The sequence below is a fragment of the Micromonospora sp. CNZ286 genome (assembly GCF_014207755.1).
The window spans coordinates 4251694-4271228 of record NZ_JACHIZ010000001.1 but is presented as its reverse complement, the minus strand read 5'-3'; the positions used below and the strand labels follow the sequence as shown (position 1 = coordinate 4271228).

The following is a 19535-nucleotide window of genomic DNA, read 5'->3' as shown; positions in this document are numbered from 1 at the left end:
GGTCAGTTGGCGCGCCGGGTGCCAACGCCCAGGTCGAAGGCGTAGTTGATGGCCATGTAGGTGGCTCCGGATGAGACAACTGCAAGAAGTTCGCCCAACCCGGTGACGGCCGCCGCCGGTGGCCAATCCATGAGTTTGACGAGCGACGCGCCGGCTGACCGCTCAGGAGCGGCCACGGTTGGTGCTGGTTACTGAGTCGAGTGGGCATCCTGATCTGGCTCCCCTCTGTGTCATCAAGACACCGCCGGGAGGAGAGTTTTATCCTGGGTCTCGGCGGGTCCGGGAAGTGACTGCTCCGAAGAGCCGGCTGGGGGATGAGAGTCGGTCACGCTGGAGTCAGTAGTCGTTCCCCGGTGTCCTCCCGGGCCCGCCGCCTCGGCCACCGCGTTGCTGATCATGCGCCGGTAGATGATGTCGGACAGGCGTCGTTTCAGCGCGCGCATCGCCTCCATGACGTCTTGCCGGAGGCCTTCTTCCAGTCGAAATAGGCGCGTCCTTCGGTGGGGCTGCGCAGCTGGACGGTGGCCATGATGTGCAGCACCCGGTTGATCTGCCGGTTCCCGGCACGGGAGAGCCGGTGGCGTACCTGCTCGCGACGGTTACCGGCGACTGCGCCGATTCGCCGGCCGCTGGTCACACGCCGTCTGGGCGGTCGAGGGCGCCACCGGCCTCGGCGCCACGCTGACCGCCAAACTGACCGCCGACCACATCAACGTGGTTGATGTGCCCGCGAAGCTCGCCCGCCGCGTCCGGATGCTCTCGACCGGGCACGGCCGCAAGACCGACCAGGCCGACGCCCTCTCGGTCGGAATCGCCGCGCACACCGCTGCTCGACTCAACACCGCCGTGGTGGATGAGGCCATCGCCGCCCTGCGATGCCTCACCGAACACCGCGATGACCTCGTTCGCAGCCGCACCCAGATCGTCAACCGTCTGCATGCGCTGCTGGCACAGCTCATTCCCGCCGGCCTACCCGCGGACTGACCGCCGACAGCGCAGCCGCTGCGCTACGCAGCATCCGCCCACGGGCCGTGTTGGCCCGCACCATGCGCCACGTCGCCGTGGAACTACTCGGCGAGGTACGCCGCCTCGATCGGCGCATAGCCGAGGCAACAGCGACGCTGTCCGCCGCGGTCGCAGCGTCCGGCACCATCCTGACCGATCTGCATGGCATCGGCGACGTCACCGCCGCGAAGATCCTGGCCCGCTCCGGAGCCGTCAACAGGTTCCGGTCGGAGTCCGCGGTTGCCTCGTACTGCGGTGTCGCGCCGATAGAATTGTCATCCGGTGACATCCGACGCCACCGCCTCTCGCGCGCTGGCGACCGGCAGCTGAACTACGCCCTGCACGTGATGGCAATGGCCCAGATCAAACGAGCGACCCCGGGCCGGGACTACTACCAGCCCAAACGAGCCGCAGGAAAGACCCACAAAGAAGCCATGCGCTGCCTGAAGCGGCGCCTGGCCGACGTCGTCTACCCCACCATGATCAAAGACACGGAGACCTCTCTGCTCCCAACGCCTTGATGGCATGAAGGAGCGGGGCCTCGCTCCTCGTGGGTCCCGGGCGGGATGCTCGGGGTGCTCACGTCTAACGACGAAGGAGGCCCCTCATGCAGGCAGAGTTCGTCCCGGAACCGCGGACCGAGCCCTATGGGCGGGTCGCGGTCTTCCTCGACATTGCCGGCAACCGGTGGGACCTCCTCGGCGCCATTTGACGTCGCCGAACTTGCCAGCCGAGTCGCCAACGCTCACACATCCTGACCACGTCAGCCCGCTTCACGTTAAGTGACGGGCATGGCGGCGCTCGACGCGCGGTCCTGCCGATGAGCGTGCACCTGATCGCCGGCGCATGGACCAGATACGATCCCAACGGTGGCGTAGGGTCCGGCCGGAGGTGCCGATGAGTTTCCGGCTGGCGGCTTATGCCGTGTGCATCGAGGATGGGCGGGTACTGCTCACCCGCTATGTATCACCGACCGGCGACACCAACTGGACCCTTCCGGGGGGCAAGGTGGAGCACGCGGAGGATCCGTTCGATGCGGTGATCCGCGAGGTCGCCGAAGAGACCGGCTGCGACGCGCTGGTTGAACGCTTGCTGGGCGTGGACTCGAGGGTGATTCCCGCCACCGAGGCGCGGCTGGGAATCGAGCACCAGAACATCGGCGTCTTCTACCGAGTCCGCGTTACTGGTGGCACACTGCGCCCCGAGCCGAACGGCGAAATCGCCGAGTCGGTCTGGACCTCAATACCGGATGTCGCCCGCCTGCGCCGATCGTCGCTGGTCGACGTCGGGCTGGAACTCGCGCAGAACCTTCCCCCGACCGGCCACGTCGTCCCCGTCCCGGTCGGTGGCCTGCTTCAGCACTGAGTCCGCCGCCGGTGCAGCTGCACGATTTCGCTGGACGTGAGGCAAGACGCGGTACTGACGCCCAACGCAGATCCAGATGCCGCGGACCCGCCGACTGGCGAATTTCGGCGCTCGCATCTGCCGCCGACCGCACATCGTCCGTCGGCGGCTTCGTCGCACTCCGTGCGCTGTAGCTCGACGGCTGGAGCCCCGGCAACCCGGAGCGCTTTAGGTAGTTTCGAGAGGTGCTCGGCGAGGGACCGGCGCGCGAGGTAGGTCGTCCGGCATTAACCGTTAGCTTCATCCCCGGCGTCAGGTTCTGGGGCGCCCAGCTTGGGCTCTTGCGGTTCGGGCGATTTGCCTTCGGTGGTCGGCTTGGAGCAGGTGCCGGACCTCGTCGTGCTCAGGGCTGTCGTTCAGGGAGCTGGCCAGCGCATATCTGACAGCTGGCTCTGGGTCCTTCGCCAGCTTGACGCCTAGATTGGGCCACTGGCTGGGTGCGCGCACCCACACGCGCGCGGCGAAGGCCCGGGGGGCCTTATTGGGATGCGCGGCGAAGACCGGGAGGTCGATCTGGAGGGCCTCCACTGGGAGGGCGATCAGTGCGTGCGCGATGTGGAGCCAGTCGGTGTCCCGTGCGCCATACATCAGGGAGATCGCCAGTTCCTGCACCTGCGTGAACTGCTCCTGGGTGGTCGCGAGGGCGGCCGCGACGCGCAAGGCGAGAGCAGCGAGCGGCGGCGTGCCAGCGGTGAACTTGAAGCGGGCGAATGGGCCGTTTTCGGTCCCAAACGCGACCAAGCTCTCCGTCGGTTCCCGGACGAAGCCCATCAGCGCGTCAAACGTCGCGGACCGCGTCGCCGCCGGCAACGTGGGAGCGAGGTACAGAATCGCTATGAGGGCATCGGAACGATTTTCGGCGGCGTCGCGCACCTCGGCCACCCTGTCCAGCATTGCATGGGTGAAGGTAGTCCGGTCTCTGTCGTCAAGAGTCCGCACCAGCAGGGCGGTTTCCTTCAGTGTCGTGCCGAAGGTGGTAACGCCAGGGTTGAACACGAAGGGCTGCGAGTCGCGCTCGAAGCTAGAGCGAGCAGCCGCCAATACCGGCTCGACGTCGCTACCGGCGAGCACGAGCGTGAGTGCGGCATACCGATTTCCCTCTGAGGCCGCTGACGCTAGGCGCTCCGAAACGTGTGGTGGATTCGAACGGAAGAGAAGCTCTCCTTTGCCGGACGCGTGGTCGGCAATATGATTGTTCAGCAATACGGCGTCGCACAAAGCGTCGATCACCCGGGCGCTCAGCGAAGGATGACTTTCGGCAATGGCAACCGCTGCCGTGATGTATTCCTCATAGAACGCGAAGAACGAGTCGGGCGTCGACTCGGATAGGTGGTCCTGCGTCAGGTTTAGAAATCCTTCTGCCTCTTCCAGCGATGCGGCGCCGCAGGTTCCGGCGAACGCCCCAAAGGCAGGCCCCCACGTGTCAATGGGTGAGCGTGAGAACTCCTTCGTGGTGAGCTCGCGATATGACGCACTTGCCCACTCCCGGGCCGTCTCCTCGGGGATGAGCTCGGCGGCCACCGACACAAAGCGGAAGGACGCCACGCGTTCCCATGCCGGCTGATCGTCTGACGGTGGATGGAAGTCGAGCGGCTCGTCGGGCAACCGGCCGACCAGGGCCTTCAACTTCTGCGAGTAGCTGCCGTAAACGTAGTGCCTGATCGCGTCGGTCCACTGTCCGGTTTCCGTGTACAGGTCCCCGAACCGCTGGTGTGCCAGGAACTCTTCCTGCCAGTCGGCGCTCAGTACCGCATAGGAGAGGTGCTGGTGCAGGTTGTGTCGCGCGTCGGGCCACCGCTTGTCGAGGATGTTGGACTTCGCCCGTGAGGCGTACGGCTGTGGCTCCGGCAGCACTGAGCCGCTGCCGCCGACCTTGAGCGCCTGTGCGACCAGGTGAGTGTCCGCCGCTTTCATCTGCGGGCCGAAATTCTGCCTCGCGACCCAGACCGTGGCATAGAGCCAGGACGCGGCGGAGTCGTTGAGTCCGGCCTGGACCGCCACGTCGATGGCGTCTTGCCATCGCCGGAGCGCTTCGCCCGTCCGCCCCTTGATCGCCAGATGCCGCGCATGACGAGCGGCGATCCATGCGACGGCATTCGGCGGATAGTGTCCTTTAGCGCCGTCAAGTCGACTCCAGTCGTCGGCTACTTCGGCGAGGCACATCAGAATGCGCGCCCGGATCGTCAGGTGATCATCGTCGAGAGGGGTCGCCAAAGCGGCATCCCGCAGGCGGTCCATCCGCGTGCTCAAGAGATCGACACGGCGCCACACGATGCACTGTTCCGCGAGCATCAATGCACTTTCGGTATATTTCATGTCAGTGCTCTGGAGTGCATCGAAAGCAGTAGCTACGTCATCGATGCAGACGGCGTGGTTATAACCGAATGCAGCGACGTAGGAAAGCGCGCTGCTTGATCGGAGGATCGACTCGGACAGGTGTTGGCGATTGCTGTCTAGCTTGCGTATGTGCTCCGCCACGGCGAACGAGTTTCCGTAGGTGTGGAGAGCCCATCCCAGGTTGAGGCGCAGGGAGGCGGCAGATTCGAAGTCCCCGCCGGATTCGAGCGCCTCGCACTGGCGGGCCCGGAGCAGGATCGCATGCCGGGCGAACGGCGAGGCCTCGAGTCTCGACGCCACCTCGGCGAACAGCGACGCCGCCTCCAGAGGAGACTCCGCCACTCGCTCTTCTGCCTGCTGAAGCCGCTCCGCCTCACCCAGATGGGCGATCGGACCGCGAAGCACCGCGTCCGGCGTGACTGGCGGAACGCCGTTAACGCGCCGCGCGATCGCCGCGAGGTCCGCGTCGCGCACAAAGCGGTCACCCTGGCGTTTCTGCTGCTCTTTCCACTCCAGCAGCTCCTCGGTCGTGTACGCCGAATCATGCTGGTCAACCGCAGGGTGATGCACGCCGCAGAGGAGAAGCAAGTTCTCGAAGCCATTGATGTCGCCCGTATACGCCGAGTCGTGGCGCGGCCCTTCGGGCGACTCGGACCGGATGTGCGCGATCTGCGCCGTCGGGGTCAGCAGTCCTCGGTCCTTGAAGATGATCGGGCTCGCGCACCCGGGGTACGCGCAGTGAGCCGCCGTGCCAAAGAGGAGCTTCAGCGTTCGATCCTTGTAGCTGCGTGGCACTGGATGATCTTAGCGTTTACCCGCAACCAATCACGCGAATGGAGCGGAGCCGTCCTCGGCGGGAGGCTGCGGGTCCGTACTCCGGCGGACGCGCGACATGACCGTGCTCCTGAGGCGAGCTGAGATGAGCGCGGCTGTTGGTGCGCCAGCACCAACGTTGTTCATTTAGGCGTGGGCGGGGCCGGACCGGTGATCGCTGATCGGCCGGACCAGAGATTGCCCGGTTAGCGGCTTCACCGGACGGGCGGTGGATGTGTTGGTGTCGCGGAGGAGATTCCGTCGAAGACGTTGTCTGACGTCCTCTCGTGCCGCTGTCCCGCGCTCCAAGAGGGCTCGAGGACGCCCCTCCAACGGCGAGGCGTCCTCCGGACTCGGCCCGGCTCGAACGGGCTGCCACCCTCTCTTGCTCGATCATGGGCACGGTCATCCGGAGCCACCGCACCTGGATCGTCGAGTCGCGCTTCAGTCGATGGTTGAGCAGATGCGAGGGCCACGGCGGTCGGCAAGCGGCATCCGGCGGCACTGACTGTCCCGAACCCAGGAACGTGCCCTTCTCAAGCAGGCTCCTGGACGATCCGTCGGATCTTGGCGATCTGGTCGTTCCAGCTGCTCAGCTGAGTGATCTTGACGACGTCGCCGGTCTGCGGGGCTTGGATGATGAGTCCTTCGCCGAGGTACATGCCGACGTGGCGTGGGTGGGCCGGGGTGCCGTTGCTGCCGGGGATCAGAATGAGGTCGCCGGGTAGCAGGCGCGTCGGGCTGGCTACTGGTGTGCCGGCGTCTGCCTGCTTGGTGGTGGTACGGGGGATAAAGATGCCGGCTGCTCGGTAGGCCGCTTGCATCAGGGATGAGCAGTCGCACTGTTTGTGGAGGTCGTTGGAGTGCGGGTCGGTGCACGTGCCGCCGAAGTGGTAGGGCGTGCCGAGCTGGGCAACGGCCCAGAACACCGCGGTTGTCACGGCTGGCGGGGTGTCGGAGGGCAGCGTGAATCCGGCCGGTAGGGCGGCCAGTGCATCGGGGGTGCAGTCGGCGAGGGTGTCGGTGAGCTGCTCCACGAGGCGGAGGGCATCGTTGGTCCATGTGGCGTACGCGTTGGGGTAGGCCGATGCTTGGACCGCCTGGGCGGCCTGGGTGAGCGGCATCGACTCCCAGCCGGAGATCGTGAGCAGCTTGTCGAAGAACTTGCCCGCTTGATAAGCGGGGTCAGAAAGTTGCGCGACGGTGCCCCATCCCTGGCTTGGGCGCTGTTGGAAAACGCCGATGGAGTCGTGGTCGTTGCGGGCGCCCATATGGGGCAGATTGCGGAGGCTGGATTCCTGCATGGCGGTGGCGATGGCGATGACCCAGCCCCATTGAGGGACGCCCTTGGTGACGCCGGTGTCGATGATGGTCGCGGCTACGTCAAGTTGCTCGGCATCCCAGGCGCCGACGGTAGGCGGTTGCCCGGAGGGATGCATGTTGGGTGTGGCGGCGGTGCCGCACCCCCTGGAGCCGCCGCCCATGACGGCTGTCAGCAGGAGCATGGGCAGGCCGAGGCAGGCAACGACGACGAGGCTGACAATGCCGGTGATGGCTCTGGTCATGGCGGCGGCCTCTCAATATCGCTGGACGGCGGATCGGACAGGAGCCGTCGTGAGCAGGCTCATCGGCGGCGCGGCAGGCGCGGTGCATTGCGTGGCGTCGCCCGTCGGGTGGTTGGTGTCGTCGGGTCGGGCGGCCTCGGGCAGCAGGGTGTAGCAGTCCTCGCGGGTGCCGTCGAAGCGCGGCGGGTTGTCGGCTTCCCACCGCTGCATGTCGGTGGCAGGCAGGCCACATGCCGACTGTCGCGGGGGTGGCGGAGGTGGCCGGTCATCGGCGGGTCCTTTGGTATGCATCGAGCCTTCGCGTGCTGGGCCGCGTTACGTGAGGTGCCCGTTTCTTCGGCGCCGGGGCAGCGGCGCAAGGTGACCGCTGCCCCGGAGGTGTGGTCGTGCGGTCAGATCTTCAGTAGGTCGAAGGCGGCGACTTTCAGGTCGCCGGTGTTGCCGGTCAGCACCCGGTTAGCGCGGACGAGGTCGTTCTTGGCGGGCTGGTAGTGGTCGAGGTATTCGGTGATGGCCTGGTATCCGGCCCACCGGCTGCCGGTGATGGCTTTCTGGGTGTCGGCCTCGCGGATCAGGTACTTGAGGGTGCCGAGGCGTTGCTTGGCGTTGTTTTTGGCCTGCTCGGACGCGGTGTCCTTGATCGGCCATACCTGCGCGACGACGTTTTCGAACTCGCGGATGGTCAGCTCCGCGTTGAGCATCCGTTCGGCGGCTTTCTCGAAGGTCTCCATGTAGGTCCACATCAGGCCCAGGGCTTCGCGGGCCTGGCTGATCTGGGAGTTGACGTTGGAGGTGTGCCGGAAGGTGTAGTGGCCGACGGCGTGCTGGAAGGCGGCGCGTTGGGTGTTGGCGCAGACCACCCGGATCGGGCTGGCGTCTACCCGCAGGGCGGCGCTGCCGTCGTGGGAGGTGGTGCCGATGAGGTACAGGTCGAGGCGGTCCACCCCGGCGATCTCCATCGCGTCGGGCAGCTTCATCGTGACGAACACGCTCTTGCCGCGGCGCAGGCTGCCGGCGGTTTCGAAGTGGGCGCCGCCGACCTGATCGACGAGCCGGTCGAGCATCTCGGCGCACTGCTCGTTCTGGACGACCGTGTAGTCGGTACCGACGATGCCCAGGTATTCGGTCTGGCCGGTGACCGGGTTGCGGCGTACGGTCATTCGCTTGTCGTCGGCGGGGATTTGTACCTCGGCGCCGTTGATGATGTCGATGCCGACGGTGCGGATGGTGCGGACGCCCCAGTCGCCAAGGCGGGCGGCGGCCATGATCTCTTCGGCCTTCATCGTTTCCTGGGTGACGGTGCCGAGCTGGTGCCAGGCCGACAGGCGTGCGCTGGCAAAGGCAGTCGTTCCGTCGGTGTAGGTCTCGAGTTCGTGCGGCACGGGATGCTCCTCTCAATGTGCTGGCGGGGCCGAGCACGCGGCTCGGCCCCAGGGAAGTGGCGCTGGTCAGGACCGGTCGGTGCTGCCCGCGCCGGTTGCGACGGGGTTGTCGCTGTCGGGTTGCGCCGGGTGGACGAAGGTCAGCGGCGCGTCGGAGACCAGGACGATCCGGCCGCTGGCGGCGGCCTTGGTGCAGTTGTTCCGCACGGCCCCGGAGCTGATAGCGCGGCCGAGTTGGCCGGCGAGCACGGTGGCGATGTCCTGCGGGGTCATCTGCTGGCCGGGGTTGGCGGCCAGGACGTCGAGGGTGAGTCTTTCCAGTTCGCCTCGGCCGAACGGTGGGCTGCCGTCGGCGTTGACGGTCCCGTCACCGCGCGGGCCGGTGCTGCGGGCGACGCGCGGCGTGCGGGCGGGTGCGCGCAGCGGCAGGGCGACGACGTGGGTTTCGCCTTCTGCGTTGACGACGTGCAGCGTGCCGTCCGGTCGGATCAGGGGCAGCACCGCCGCTGCGGCGATCGGCATGCTTGCTTGGCCGCGGATGACCTGGGAGCACAGCGGGCAGCGGGGCGGCTCCGGGTTCGGGTCCACCTCGCTGGCTCTGGTCGGGCCGGCGATCCACCGCTCGGGTAGGCCGGGCAGTCGACGGGCGGCGTCGGCCTGTTCCATCGCGGTCAGCAGCCGGGACGCGGTGGCGTGTCCGATGCCGCTTTCGGCCACGATGAGGTCGATGGTGGCACCGGCGTCGCCGTAGTCGGCCAGGACTCCCTTGATGGCCATGACCTTGCGGTCACCGGGCCGCGCCGGCTGCACCGCAGCGACGGCGGAGCTCTCACCGGCCTCGCTGCTGTCGTCGTCGCGTTCGCGGCTGTGGTCCTGGTCGGTTTCGTCTCCCGCCTCATCCGGCGCTTTGTCCGCGTGGCCGTCGCGGGATGGATCAGCTGCGCCGCCGTTGGCAGGTTCGCTCGCCGAGGTGTCGAGGTGCGATCCGGTGAGCTGCTCGTTCTCGTCCGCGGCGGCGGTCTGCTGGTCGCCGAGATCGACGGCAGCGTCCGGTTTCGCAGCGGCGGCGCCGTCCGGGGCGGGCAGGGCCCACCGGGTGGACGCGCCGTCGGCCGCATCGGCGTCGGTGTCCACCGGAACGATCAAGCCGGCATCGGCCAGGATCTTGAGTGCCTTGTCGGTGGTCGAGCGCGCCTTTCCGGCGCGGTCGGCCAGCTCGTGGACATCGCCCTGACCGAGATCGGTTAGGGCGTCGAGGACAGCCTGCGCTGCAGGCGTCAGGGACAGGTCTTTCATGGTGTTCCTTCCTTGGGGACGTAGTTCGGATAGCGGCGTGAGTGAGGCCGCCCGGATGGTGAGCCGGGTCGCGGGTGATAACCGGGGTGGCAGGCGCGCGTCGGGAGCGCAGTGCCGTGCGAGGTGTGCCATTCGTCGCCCGGTGAAGGGCGCCGGGATGAGACCGGTCGATTACCGGCCTGAGGTGGTGGGTGTGCCTGCTGCGGGCTGCAGCGTGTAGAGGCGGTCCTCGGTGCGGTCCCGGTAGATGCCGGCGTCGCTGTGGGACAGCCGTACCGAGCTGACGCTGCCGGGCGGCCGACACCGGGCGTCGGAGCTGCCCACCCTGATGTGGGAGGTGTGTCCGGCGAGGTTGAGCGCGCGGCAGGAGTCGGTGTGCGGCAGAACGACCAGCACGGTGTCGCCGGGGTCGAGGTAGCGCCGACGTACCTGCTGCCCAGGGTGGGTCAGCGCGTAGGCGGTCCGCGTCTCGTCGCCGATGAGGGCGTCGATCCGAGCGCGGGTGTTGCCGTACTCGCCGGCCAGGGTCTGGATCGTCTTCGCCGATCCCGTGATGGCGGCGGCGGATGCGTGTAGGTCGTCTTCGTTGAGGAGTCTGGTGCGCAGGTGGTCGACGGCGAGCAGCAGCTCGTCGCGTAGGTGCCGGAGATCGTCGGCGGCCTCGGGTAGGTGTGCGGCGGCGGGGATGGGGTCGACGGCGTGTTGGTCGAGGGTGCGGCCGGTCGCCGCGGTGATCCACCGCTCGACCAGGTTGAGGTGCGGCATCACGCTGCCCCGCGTCAGTCGGTGAGGTGGGCGAGTTCGGCGGGGGTGAGCTGTGCGGGAGTGCGGTTGTGCCAGGCGTCGGAGTGGCGCAGGTTCCACCAGCGCAGCAGCGTCCGGCAGGCCGAGGTGAGCTCACCCCGGATCGGCAGGGAATACACCGTGGCGAGCGGGACCTGATGCGCACGGGCGACGTAGGCAGTCGGGACCCATCCCCGTTCGGTGTGGGTGACCTCGCCGACGATGCGCTGCGGGTAGGGGATGTCGAAGACGGCGGCGGCTTCGGCGTCGGGTATCACCAGCCACGTGTCCGGATCCTTGCGCTGCAGGGTCGCCACGCCACGTGACGGGTCGCAACGCCGCAGAAGCAGGTGCCGCTCGTCGCCTTCGTTCATCGGCCGGTGGTTGCGCCATGCGCGGTAGCAGGCGGTGAGCGTGACGCCGAGGACGGTGTGCCGCTCGCGGGCGGCGAGCGCATCGGTGACGACCTGGTGGTGACCGGGGACGTAGAGGCCGGCGTGCGCAGCCAGTCCTCGTCGGCCTGTTTCGGCGAGTGCACCCAGCCTGGTGAGGGCCTGGTCGAAGTTGGTGGTGCTGTCGGTGAAGTCAAGCGCGGCCTTGTGCAGGAGGCGGGCGAGGTCGCCGATCGGTTCGTCGGTGGCGGTGTCGTGGCGCCACTGCTGCTCGGGCAGGACGTCGTTGGTGTCGGCGGCGATACGCCGCAGCACCGGATCGGTCAGGAACATCAGGGGTCTCCTTCCAACGGTGGGACATGGCGAAGGCCGGTCGCAGCAGGGCTGCGACCGGCCGTGGTGTTTCGGGTCGGGGGGTGTCAGGCGATGGTGACGGCGCACAGCCGCGCGCGTGGGTCGAGGCTGCGCAGGTAGGCGCAGGCGTCGTTGAGGAAGCGGAATCGGTCGGCGACGGCGCCGCCTGCGGGGGTGAGGAGGCGACCGTCGGTGGTGATCAGCGCGTCGCCGACTAGGGCGATACGCCAGTGCAGGCCGGTGTAGGTGGCTTCGCCGGCTTGGTAGGCGGGCAGTTCGTATGGGTCGAGGTGGTGGGCGAGCATCGCCAGGACGCGGGGTTGCTGCTCGAAGCGTCGGCGGGCCTCGTGGGCGCTGACCTTGGCGGGATCGGTGTGGTGCTGGGCGAGGTAGTCCTCAAACGGCCGGGCCGGGGGAGTGGTCGCGGCGACGTGGGTGTGCCAGGCACGCCAGCGCAGGGCGGCGTCGTGTGCGGCGGTGGCGGCGGTGCCGGTCAGGTCGAGGCGGCTCTTGCGGCCGCCGGCGGCGATGGTGATCGCGCCGAAGCGGCGGGCGGCGTCGAGCAGGTAGTAGCCGATGAAGCGGGTCAGCCAGCCGATGAGGCGGCGGTGTCGGACGCGGTAGCGGCGCGACGGCGTGCCGTTGGCCTGCAGAAGGTCGTGGACCTTTTCGGAGGCGGCGAACCAGTCGGCGTCCTGGCCGGGGGCGAAGCAGACGGTGATGACCTGGTCGGTGAGGGACGTGTTGGTGGGTGCGGGCATGACGGGGTGCTCCCTTCGCGAAGGCGCGGTTCGACTGCGGGTGTGGTGGTGCCACCGGGATGCGGCGTCTGTGGCGGAGTGCTGCCGGGAATGGCGCGGGGCGGGGTCACGGGGCCGACCGGATGGTGGGCTGAGGGTGACCCGCTGGCGCGGGCAGATCCGGGGAGAACAGACGGGCTGCGGTGCGAACAGAAGAGAAGAAGCTGCACCGTAGCGTCGTGACCTGACAGCACGCCCTCGACCAGTAATCGTGATCATGTGCTTCACCTGCGTTGACAGATTCCGGCGGGTCGGCTGACAGGTCGTGTCAGAGGACGAAGACTCCGTCGTCGAAGTTGGGGTTGTCCGCCACCGGCTGACCGTGGTCGGTGGGTAGCTGCGCGAGTCCGACTCGGCCGGTGGCGCCGACCGGCAGCCACACCGCTTCGGCTGGGTCCGTCTCGTGGGTGGCGGTGGCGACGAGGACGTCGCCGCGTCGGCCGCGTAGGAGCCGGTGCAGGTGTTCCTCCCGGGCGGCGCTGCCGAGCCAGAACAGCACCGGGTACCGGATGCCGACGCGTCGGGTCAGGGTGGCGTAGCGGTCGAGTTTGCCGATCAGCCGGCCTAGCGGCTCGGTGCCGGTGTCGACTTCCAGCCAGAACCCGACGCTGGCGCCGGCGGCGGTCCAGATGCCGTGGCCGTCGGCGGTGATGGTGCGGAACTGCCGGGTGGTGGTCCGCTCCGACCACCACCGGTCCAGACGCGCCTCGGGATGGCGCCGGGTGTGGGTCTGGAGCCGGACGAAGAACTCGTTGACGGTGAGCAGGTGGGTCAGGGTCGGGCTGGCCGACACCCGTTGCACGGCTTGCCGGCTCGCCCGGGCGGTCGGCTCGGGTCGTTCGTGGGCGGCGGCCTGGAACCGGTGTCCGTTGTGGCCGAGGGTCCAGTGCCACGGCTGGCTGCCGCCGCCGGTGCGCGCGAACCGGAACCGGTCCAGCAGGCCCAGCCCGTACAGCTCGCTGAGGCGGATCTGGCAGGTACGTCGGGCCAGGAAGAACAGCTGGTGGATCTGATCGGTGGTCAGGACCTGATGGTCGTCGAGGAGTTGGAGTAGCTGCCGGTCCCGGTTGGTGATGTGCGGGTAGATGGCCAGCAGGTCAGAAGATAGTGATTGCGGCATGGGCACCCCTGGGAGAGAGTCCCGGTAGGGAGTCTGGACGAGTTGATCTCGCGGGCAGGCCGACGGCAGGCCGGGTACGGGCAGGTCAGGCATCTGACAGGCCGGTAGAGGAGGGCTCGGGTCAGGTCTCGTCTCGCCGACACCCCCAGGCGAGCCCTCACTGCAGCACCCGGACGAGGCCCGAAACGAGCAGGCCGTTGCTTAGCGCTCTCGGCTGGACATCCGCCGTTTCATCGCCGAGCGGGCGACCTGCTGCATCGGCGGCTCACCGTCGACGCGGCGGTGCGCGGCGGCGCACTCCTGACGGATCGCGGTCGCCTCACCCACCACCTCCGCCGGCGGATTGGTGGTGAACGTGAACGCAGGCAGCTCCCGGTTGCCGACCAGCAGCCGCGCGGCGGCGGTGTAGACGTCGAGGTGGGCGAGGTCGTGCTCGTCGAGCTCCGGTCTGGTGTGGCGCGACAGCTCCCGGGCGTCGGCCGGGTCGACGTTGAAGAACAGCTTCGACCGGGCGTTGGCGGACACCGCCGCGGCGACATCCTTCGGTAGCTGCGCCAGGTCCTGGTGCGCCAGCACCAGACCCAGCCGGAACCCTCGCGCCTCGGCCAGCATGTCCCCGACCGAGCCGGGCAGGGTCAGGAAGTTCTGACACTCGTCGACGTACAGCACGGCGTCGCGGCGCTGGTCCTCCGGGATGCTGGCGCGGGCGATGGCGGCCTGCCAGACGCGAGCGACAATCAGCGAGCCCAGGATCCGCGTCGTCTCCTCCCCGAGCACCCCCTTGGGCAGCCGGCACAGCAGCACCCCGCCGTCGAGCACCCGACCCATGTCGAACGAGCTGTGCGCGTTGCCGATGACCGACTTGACGAAGTCGCGCAACAGAAACGCCCGCAGCCGGGCCAGGACCGGGGCAATGACCTGCCCGCGGAACTGCTCGTTGATGCCGTCGTACCAGACCCAGAACCCGCCGAGACCGTCCGGGTCGTCCAGGCCGTGGGTGAACCGGGCCCGGAAGTCCTTGTCCTGCAACAGCGACGGCACCAGGCTCAGCGTCGGTTTGGCGTGGCGCATCAGCGTCAGGCACGCCACCCGCATCGTGTCGTCCATCCGCGGCCCCCACTGCCCTTGGAAGATCTTCGCGAAGATCCCCACCAGGTTGTCCACCGCCAGGTGCGGGTCCCCCCGGTCATCGAGCGGGTTGAAGCAGCCGGGGTTCTCCTGGTCCGGGTCGATGATCACGATCTTGTCCGCGGAGGTGGCGGGGAGCCGGTCGAGGATGTCGGTGATCAGGTCTCCGCGCGGGTCGATGACCACCGTGCCCCGACCGGCTTTGATGTCACCGAGGATCATGTTCAGCAGCAGCGTGGACTTCCCGACGCCGGTCTTGCCGACCACGTGCACGTGCTGGCGGGCGTCGGTGACGGTCAACCCGACCTTGTGCCGGCCCATCTGCGCGCGGCCGAGCATCTTGACGCCACGCCCACCGCCGGGGACCTGCACGGGCGCCGGCACGGCCTTGGCTCGGGCGCGGTCCAGGCCGGGCACGGCGAGGTCTTGCGGCAGCGCGGCGAGGGCCGCGAGTTCCGCCACGGTGGCCAGGAACCCCCGCCGCAGCCGGCGCCCGGCGAGGGTGGCGACCGGGTGGGGCATCTTCATCCGCCGCAGCCGGTTCGGGCCCGTGTACGTGGCGGCGGCCGAGGCGATGGTGTGCCCCAGCCCGATCAGCCGCTGACGGGTCTGCCTGGCCCGCCCCGCATCCGGTGGTTTGGTGTCCGGGTCGCGGGCGACGGCGAACCGGACCGCGATCTCGAAGTGCGGCACCCGCACCGCCTTCTCCACCACCGTGCGGGCCTCAGCGGCAGCCACCGGATCCCGCTCGGCCACCCGACCCGCCGAGGCGCGCGGCGGCCTGGACGGGCTGGGCGTAAACACGTCGAGCAGCCACAGCAGCGGCTCGACGGCCAGTCTCGCCGTACCCGACACCGCCCGCGCGGCCAGGTCCGGCTGCCCGCGTGGGTGGGTGGCGGCGGTTGCCGCGGCCCGGCGGGCGGCTCGGACGCGGCGGGCTGGCGCCGGCCGGGCGAGGATCTGCACGCAGGCGTGCTCGTGGGGGCCGACCTCGGCGCCGGCGGCGAGCAGCGCCCGCAGCGGATCGGTGTCGTGGTCGCTGCGCAGCGGCAGCCCATCGGGGTGCTGCGGCCAGTGCGCCCCACCCACCCCCTCACCGACCTGCGGCGGGATCGGCGCGTCGGCATCTGTGGTGGTGATGGTGGCGGCGGGCCAGGCCGCGCGGACGGCGGCCTCGACCGCGCCGGGCGGCACCGTGCCCGGCACCCAGACCCGAATGGTCAGCGCGCGGCCGGTCCACGTGTACTCCCAGCCAACATGCGGGTAGCCGAACACCCGCCGGCGCCACACCGACGGTGTGAGGACGCCGGTGAGGGTGGTCCAGAACGCTGCGGCGGCCTCGGCGGTGACCTGCGGTGGGGCGGCGATGGTCAGCCATCGCGCGCCGGCGGTGAACCGCCGGTGCCGCCAAGCGAGCACCTGGTCAAGCCCGAACACCGCCGCGACAACGATCGCGGCGGCGACGAAGGCCAGCCACGGCCGGGCGAGCACCCAATGCCCCATCTCGGCGGGCCAGCCCGGGGTGGCGGTCACTCGGTCACCCCGATGCCGGTGACAGCGATCGTGTGCTCCGCGGCCGAACCGACGGCACGGAACGGGATCCGTGACCGGCCCGCGACGAGCAGCCCCTCGCCCCGGGGCGCGGCCAGCAGCAGCCGCGCCTCACCCGCGGTGAGGTTGAACGCCTCCACGACGGCGTCAATGGACTGGGTGCTCTGGCGCATCAGCACCTGCGTCGCGGCGTTGGACACCACGGCGAGCCCGAGGTCGGTCGACAGCACATCCGCCGCGTCCTGCGTGACGACGCACAGCCCCGCCGACCGCTTGCGAGCCGCCTTCGCCATCCGGAACAGAAACCGCGCGCCCTCGCCGTCGCGCATCAGCAGCCACGCCTCATCCACCACCACCAGATGCCGGCCCCGGCCAGCGCCGGCGGGCGTGGTGTCGATGCCCGACCAGATCGAGTCGAGCGCCAACAGCGTGCCGATAGTCCGCAGCTCGTCGGGCAGGTGTCGCAGCGACCAGACCACCAGGTGCCCGTGCGGGACCGTGGTGGTGGGTCCGTCGAACAGGCCGGCGAAGTTCCCCACCGTCCAGGGAGCGAGCCGAGCGGCCAGCTGCCCGGCGGCCGGATCCCCGTCCCCGGCGAGCACCTCGGCCAAGTCACGCAGCAGGGGAGCGGGCTTCGTCCAGGTGCCCGGGTCGGCGTTGATGCCGGCACGGGCGTAGGTGGCGGTGATGGCCCGGTCCAAGGCGGCGCGTTCGGCCGGCGGCGGGGCCGCGCCCAGCATGACCGCGATCAACGTGTGCAGGTACAGGCCCCGTCGGGTGAGCGTATCCGGCCGCCGGTCGTCGGGCAGGTCAAGCGGGTTGATGCGCACCCCCGGCACGCCCAGCTGCACGACCGTGCCGCCGACGTGGTCGGCCAAAGGGGTGTACTCGTCCTCCGGGTCGATGACGCTGACGGTCGTGCCCTGATACAGGTTGCGCAGAACGTCGAGCTTGACGAAGTAACTCTTGCCCGCCCCGGAGCGGGCGAGGACGACCGAGTTGTGGTTGTCCTGCGCCCACCGGTTCCACACCAACACCCCGTTCGAGGTCGTGTTCACCCCGTACAACACCCCCTCCGCCGGGGCTATGTCGCCGGGGGTGGGGGCGGGAAGGTCCGGGGAGGCGAGGGGAAACGCCGCCGCGAGAGCGGTGGTGTCCAGCACGCGGCGCATCCGCAGCGGATCCACCCCGACCGGCAGCGTCGAGAGCCAGCCCTGCTGGTGGCGGAACGTCGCCGGCTGCAGGTCCAACAGCACGCTCGCCGCAGCGGACTTCACGCCCGCGGTGAGGGTGGCCAGGTCGTCGAGGGTGCGGGCATGGAGGGTGACGTAGATGGCGACCTCGAACAACTTCGCCGCCCCACGGGCAACCCGCTCAGCCAGGTCGGCGGCGTCGGCTGCGGCGGCCTCGACCATCGGATCGCCCAGCCGGCCGGCGTCGGCGTCGAGGCGGCGGGAGGATTCGAGGCGGGCGCGTTGACGCTTCAGCATCGGCGCGGCCAACTGCGGCACCACCGGCTCCAGGTGCACGGCGACGTCGACGCGTCCCGGATAGGACAGCAGCGGGTCGAGCCACGCCGGGCCGACCTCCGCCGGGTAGCCGCACACGACGTAGGTGGCGGCGTACCCGTCACCGACCCGCACATGCGACGGGGTGACCGACAACGCGGCCGGCGACGGCATGCCCTCTACGCCTCGGACACTCTTCTTGGGGGTCTTCACCAGGTTCATGTGCTGCTCCGCAAGGTGATGGGGACGCCGGGCACCGCGCGCGGGCCGGGCACCGGTGGGGAGAACGGGTCGACCGCGCCCGCGAGCGCGGCGCACACCGCAGACCCGTCCAACACGGCGGCGTGCACGCCGAGCCCGGACAACGCCCGCACCGCGGTGTCGCCCGCTTGCGCGCCGGTGACGACCGCCAGGACCTGCCGGCGCAACGGATCACGCTCACCGTCGAGCTCCAGCAGGAATCGGGCGTGGTCCTCGGCGGCGGCCTGCAGCGCCGGGTGCGGCAGGCACCGGGCGTGATCGGCGACAGCATGCGCGTGTGCGCCGAGGTCGTGGCGCTGCGCGGCCACGACGATCTGCGCCGGCCCGGTCAGGCCGTTGAGGAACCGGCCGAACCCGTCCAGCAACGCGCCCTGCTCCCCGCCGGTGCGCAGGTGAATGTTGGTGGTGCCGCAGGCGATCACCACCTTGTCGCTGCCCCCGCTGGTGAGCACACCAGCGGGGCTGACCGCCGTCACCGGCGACCGCAACAGCGCCGGGACGACCGGCTTCCCCTCCACGGCCAAGCCCGGGACGGCCCGGGCCGTCCCGGGTGTCAGCACACGAGGGCTGTGCGAGAGCGTGAAGGCGTGCCGCAGCCACACGTCCAAGGGCAGGCCGTCGCGGCGGCCGAGCGCCACCACGACCGCGACAGCGAACACGACAGCGCCGCCGACGAGCCACACGGGCCGCGGCAGCAGAGGCCCGAACGAGCGGTAGACACCGGCAGCGGCCAAGTCGACGCCGCCGATGATGCCGAGCTGACGGAAGGTGAGCCCGAACGCGACCCGGTCGGGCTCGTTGACGTTGGCCGGCACCACCGCACGCGGCGCCGCATCATCCAGATTGTTCATTGATCACTCCGGGCTGGGGTAGACGCCGGGCATGTGGCGGTAGGGCGGGCGGATGGGGTTGCTCGACGCCAGCGGTGTGCGCCGGACCGGGGCGGCTCTGAGTCGGCCCAGGTTGCGGGTCATCCCCTGCAGGGCCACCGTTCGCAGGACGACGCCGCCGATGCCGACGCTGCGGCCCTGCTGACCGGAGAACCGCCGCACCAGGCTCGGAATCCTGACCGTCATCCACAGCACGACGACCACGAGCAGCAGGTTCAGGGTGTCGGAGCCAGGCAGGCCGAGCAGGACCGGCAGGTTCCCCCGCGGATCGATCACCAGGTTGACGCCGGCCGAGAAGGTGACCGCCTGGAGCGTCGGGGTGGCAAGACAGCCCAGCACCGACCGCCACCACAACTGCGCGACCCCCTCGGTCCAAGGGGTCGCGTGGCACGCCAAGGCCACCGGCGCGACACCGGCCAACACGACCAGCACCGCGATGCGGGTCAGCCAGCCGCCGACGAGCAGGAACATCAGCACCACGATCAGCAGCCCGATGATCAGCATCAGCAGGCCTGAACTCGGGTCCCCCACCGTGGAAGCGAGCCGCGCCTTGACGAAGGTGACCGCCTCGGTCGTCGGGGCGTCCACGCCGGCAAGCGACGTGGTCAACGCGTTCGCCACCTCGATGAGCATGCCGGTCAACGGAACCGCGAACGTCGACAGGACCAACCCGACCACGAGCCGCGGCACGAGCTGCTTGACCGTGTAGCGGGTCTCGACGGTGTCGCCCAGCATGACCGCGGCGCCCGCGGCGATGATTGCGAGAATGAAGCAGGCGTCGACCACGAGGGCGCTCTTCCCGGCGATCGACTGCACCTGCGGCAGCCCGGTCACATCCGGCGATACGAAGATCGAGGACGTCAGGAAGGCCAGCAGGCCACCAAGAAGATCGATCACCCGCTCGGCGAGCCAGCGGACCAGATCGTTCATCACCCAGGTGGTCATC

18 protein-coding genes and 1 pseudogene are annotated in these 19535 nt (G+C 69.3%); 4 read left to right on the top strand and 15 right to left on the bottom strand.

Features of this window, described 5'->3' with window-relative positions:
* Positions 1-2: 2 nt before the first annotated feature.
* Together FHX31_RS18555 and FHX31_RS18550 are read right to left on the bottom strand one after the other, a co-directional pair.
* Positions 3-176, bottom strand: a complete 174-nt coding sequence (locus tag FHX31_RS18555) for a hypothetical protein (RefSeq protein ID WP_184976903.1) — start codon at positions 174-176, stop codon at positions 3-5.
* A 254-nt stretch (positions 177-430) separates the two neighbouring features.
* The gene (locus FHX31_RS18550) at positions 431-637 is read right to left on the bottom strand and encodes a transposase (protein WP_184976902.1); all 207 of its coding nucleotides are present in this window, start codon (positions 635-637) and stop codon (positions 431-433) included.
* Between FHX31_RS18550 and FHX31_RS18545 the strand changes: the two genes are divergently transcribed.
* The 4 genes and pseudogenes from FHX31_RS18545 to FHX31_RS18530 all read left to right on the top strand — a co-directional run bounded on the left by FHX31_RS18545 (position 610) and on the right by FHX31_RS18530 (position 2370).
* Positions 610-984: an IS110 family transposase gene (locus FHX31_RS18545; protein ID WP_184977827.1), complete on the top strand. Its 375-nt coding sequence runs from the start codon at positions 610-612 to the stop codon at positions 982-984. The genes FHX31_RS18550 and FHX31_RS18545 overlap by 28 nt on opposite strands.
* A 47-nt stretch (positions 985-1031) precedes the next feature.
* Positions 1032-1526, top strand: coding sequence for a transposase (locus FHX31_RS18540; protein ID WP_184976901.1), 495 nt, complete (start codon positions 1032-1034; stop codon positions 1524-1526).
* Positions 1527-1624: 98 nt separating this feature from the next.
* A pseudogene (locus FHX31_RS18535) lies at positions 1625-1717 on the top strand (VOC family protein); the annotation flags it as partial.
* 185 nt (positions 1718-1902) lie between these two features.
* Positions 1903-2370: an NUDIX hydrolase gene (locus FHX31_RS18530; protein ID WP_184976900.1), complete on the top strand. Its 468-nt coding sequence runs from the start codon at positions 1903-1905 to the stop codon at positions 2368-2370.
* A gap of 291 nt (positions 2371-2661) precedes the next feature.
* On the opposite strand, the gene FHX31_RS18525 is transcribed toward FHX31_RS18530, so the two are convergent.
* The 13 genes from FHX31_RS18525 to FHX31_RS18465 all read right to left on the bottom strand — a co-directional run bounded on the left by FHX31_RS18525 (position 2662) and on the right by FHX31_RS18465 (position 19534).
* Positions 2662-5541 carry a hypothetical protein gene (locus tag FHX31_RS18525; RefSeq protein WP_184976899.1) on the bottom strand — a complete coding sequence of 960 codons (2880 nt, stop codon included), beginning with the start codon at positions 5539-5541 and terminating at the stop codon, positions 2662-2664.
* A 554-nt stretch (positions 5542-6095) separates the two neighbouring features.
* Complete coding sequence (locus FHX31_RS18520) at positions 6096-7124, bottom strand: C40 family peptidase (protein WP_184976898.1); 1029 nt, start codon at positions 7122-7124, stop codon at positions 6096-6098.
* Positions 7125-7136: 12 nt separating this feature from the next.
* Entirely contained in the window at positions 7137-7334 is a 198-nt protein-coding gene (locus FHX31_RS18515) for a hypothetical protein (protein WP_184977895.1), read from the bottom strand.
* A gap of 182 nt (positions 7335-7516) precedes the next feature.
* A complete protein-coding gene (locus FHX31_RS18510; RefSeq protein ID WP_184976897.1) occupies positions 7517-8506 on the bottom strand; it encodes a DUF932 domain-containing protein in 990 nt (329 codons plus the stop codon).
* Between the two features lie 66 nt (positions 8507-8572).
* Positions 8573-9934: a MarR family transcriptional regulator gene (locus tag FHX31_RS18505; protein WP_486481694.1), complete on the bottom strand. Its 1362-nt coding sequence runs from the start codon at positions 9932-9934 to the stop codon at positions 8573-8575.
* 39 nt (positions 9935-9973) lie between these two features.
* Entirely contained in the window at positions 9974-10567 is a 594-nt protein-coding gene (locus tag FHX31_RS18500) for a hypothetical protein (RefSeq protein WP_184976896.1), read from the bottom strand.
* Between the two features lie 14 nt (positions 10568-10581).
* Complete coding sequence (locus FHX31_RS18495; RefSeq protein ID WP_184976895.1) at positions 10582-11310, bottom strand: hypothetical protein; 729 nt, start codon at positions 11308-11310, stop codon at positions 10582-10584.
* An 86-nt stretch (positions 11311-11396) separates the two neighbouring features.
* On the bottom strand, positions 11397-12092 hold the full coding sequence (locus FHX31_RS18490) for a hypothetical protein (RefSeq protein ID WP_184976894.1): 696 nt from the start codon (positions 12090-12092) through the stop codon (positions 11397-11399).
* A gap of 307 nt (positions 12093-12399) precedes the next feature.
* Positions 12400-13251 carry a replication-relaxation family protein gene (locus FHX31_RS18485; protein ID WP_184976893.1) on the bottom strand — a complete coding sequence of 284 codons (852 nt, stop codon included), beginning with the start codon at positions 13249-13251 and terminating at the stop codon, positions 12400-12402.
* A 201-nt stretch (positions 13252-13452) separates the two neighbouring features.
* Complete coding sequence (locus FHX31_RS18480) at positions 13453-15912, bottom strand: type IV secretion system DNA-binding domain-containing protein (RefSeq protein ID WP_184976892.1); 2460 nt, start codon at positions 15910-15912, stop codon at positions 13453-13455.
* Positions 15909-17660, bottom strand: coding sequence for a VirB4 family type IV secretion system protein (locus FHX31_RS18475; protein ID WP_184976891.1), 1752 nt, complete (start codon positions 17658-17660; stop codon positions 15909-15911). The genes FHX31_RS18480 and FHX31_RS18475 overlap by 4 nt, the downstream gene beginning before the upstream one ends.
* Positions 17657-18550, bottom strand: a complete 894-nt coding sequence (locus tag FHX31_RS18470; RefSeq protein ID WP_184976890.1) for a PrgI family protein — start codon at positions 18548-18550, stop codon at positions 17657-17659. Before FHX31_RS18470 ends, FHX31_RS18475 begins: the two co-directional genes overlap by 4 nt.
* Positions 18551-18553: 3 nt before the next feature.
* Positions 18554-19534: a conjugal transfer protein TrbL family protein gene (locus FHX31_RS18465; protein WP_013477381.1), complete on the bottom strand. Its 981-nt coding sequence runs from the start codon at positions 19532-19534 to the stop codon at positions 18554-18556.
* Position 19535: the final 1 nt, after the last annotated feature.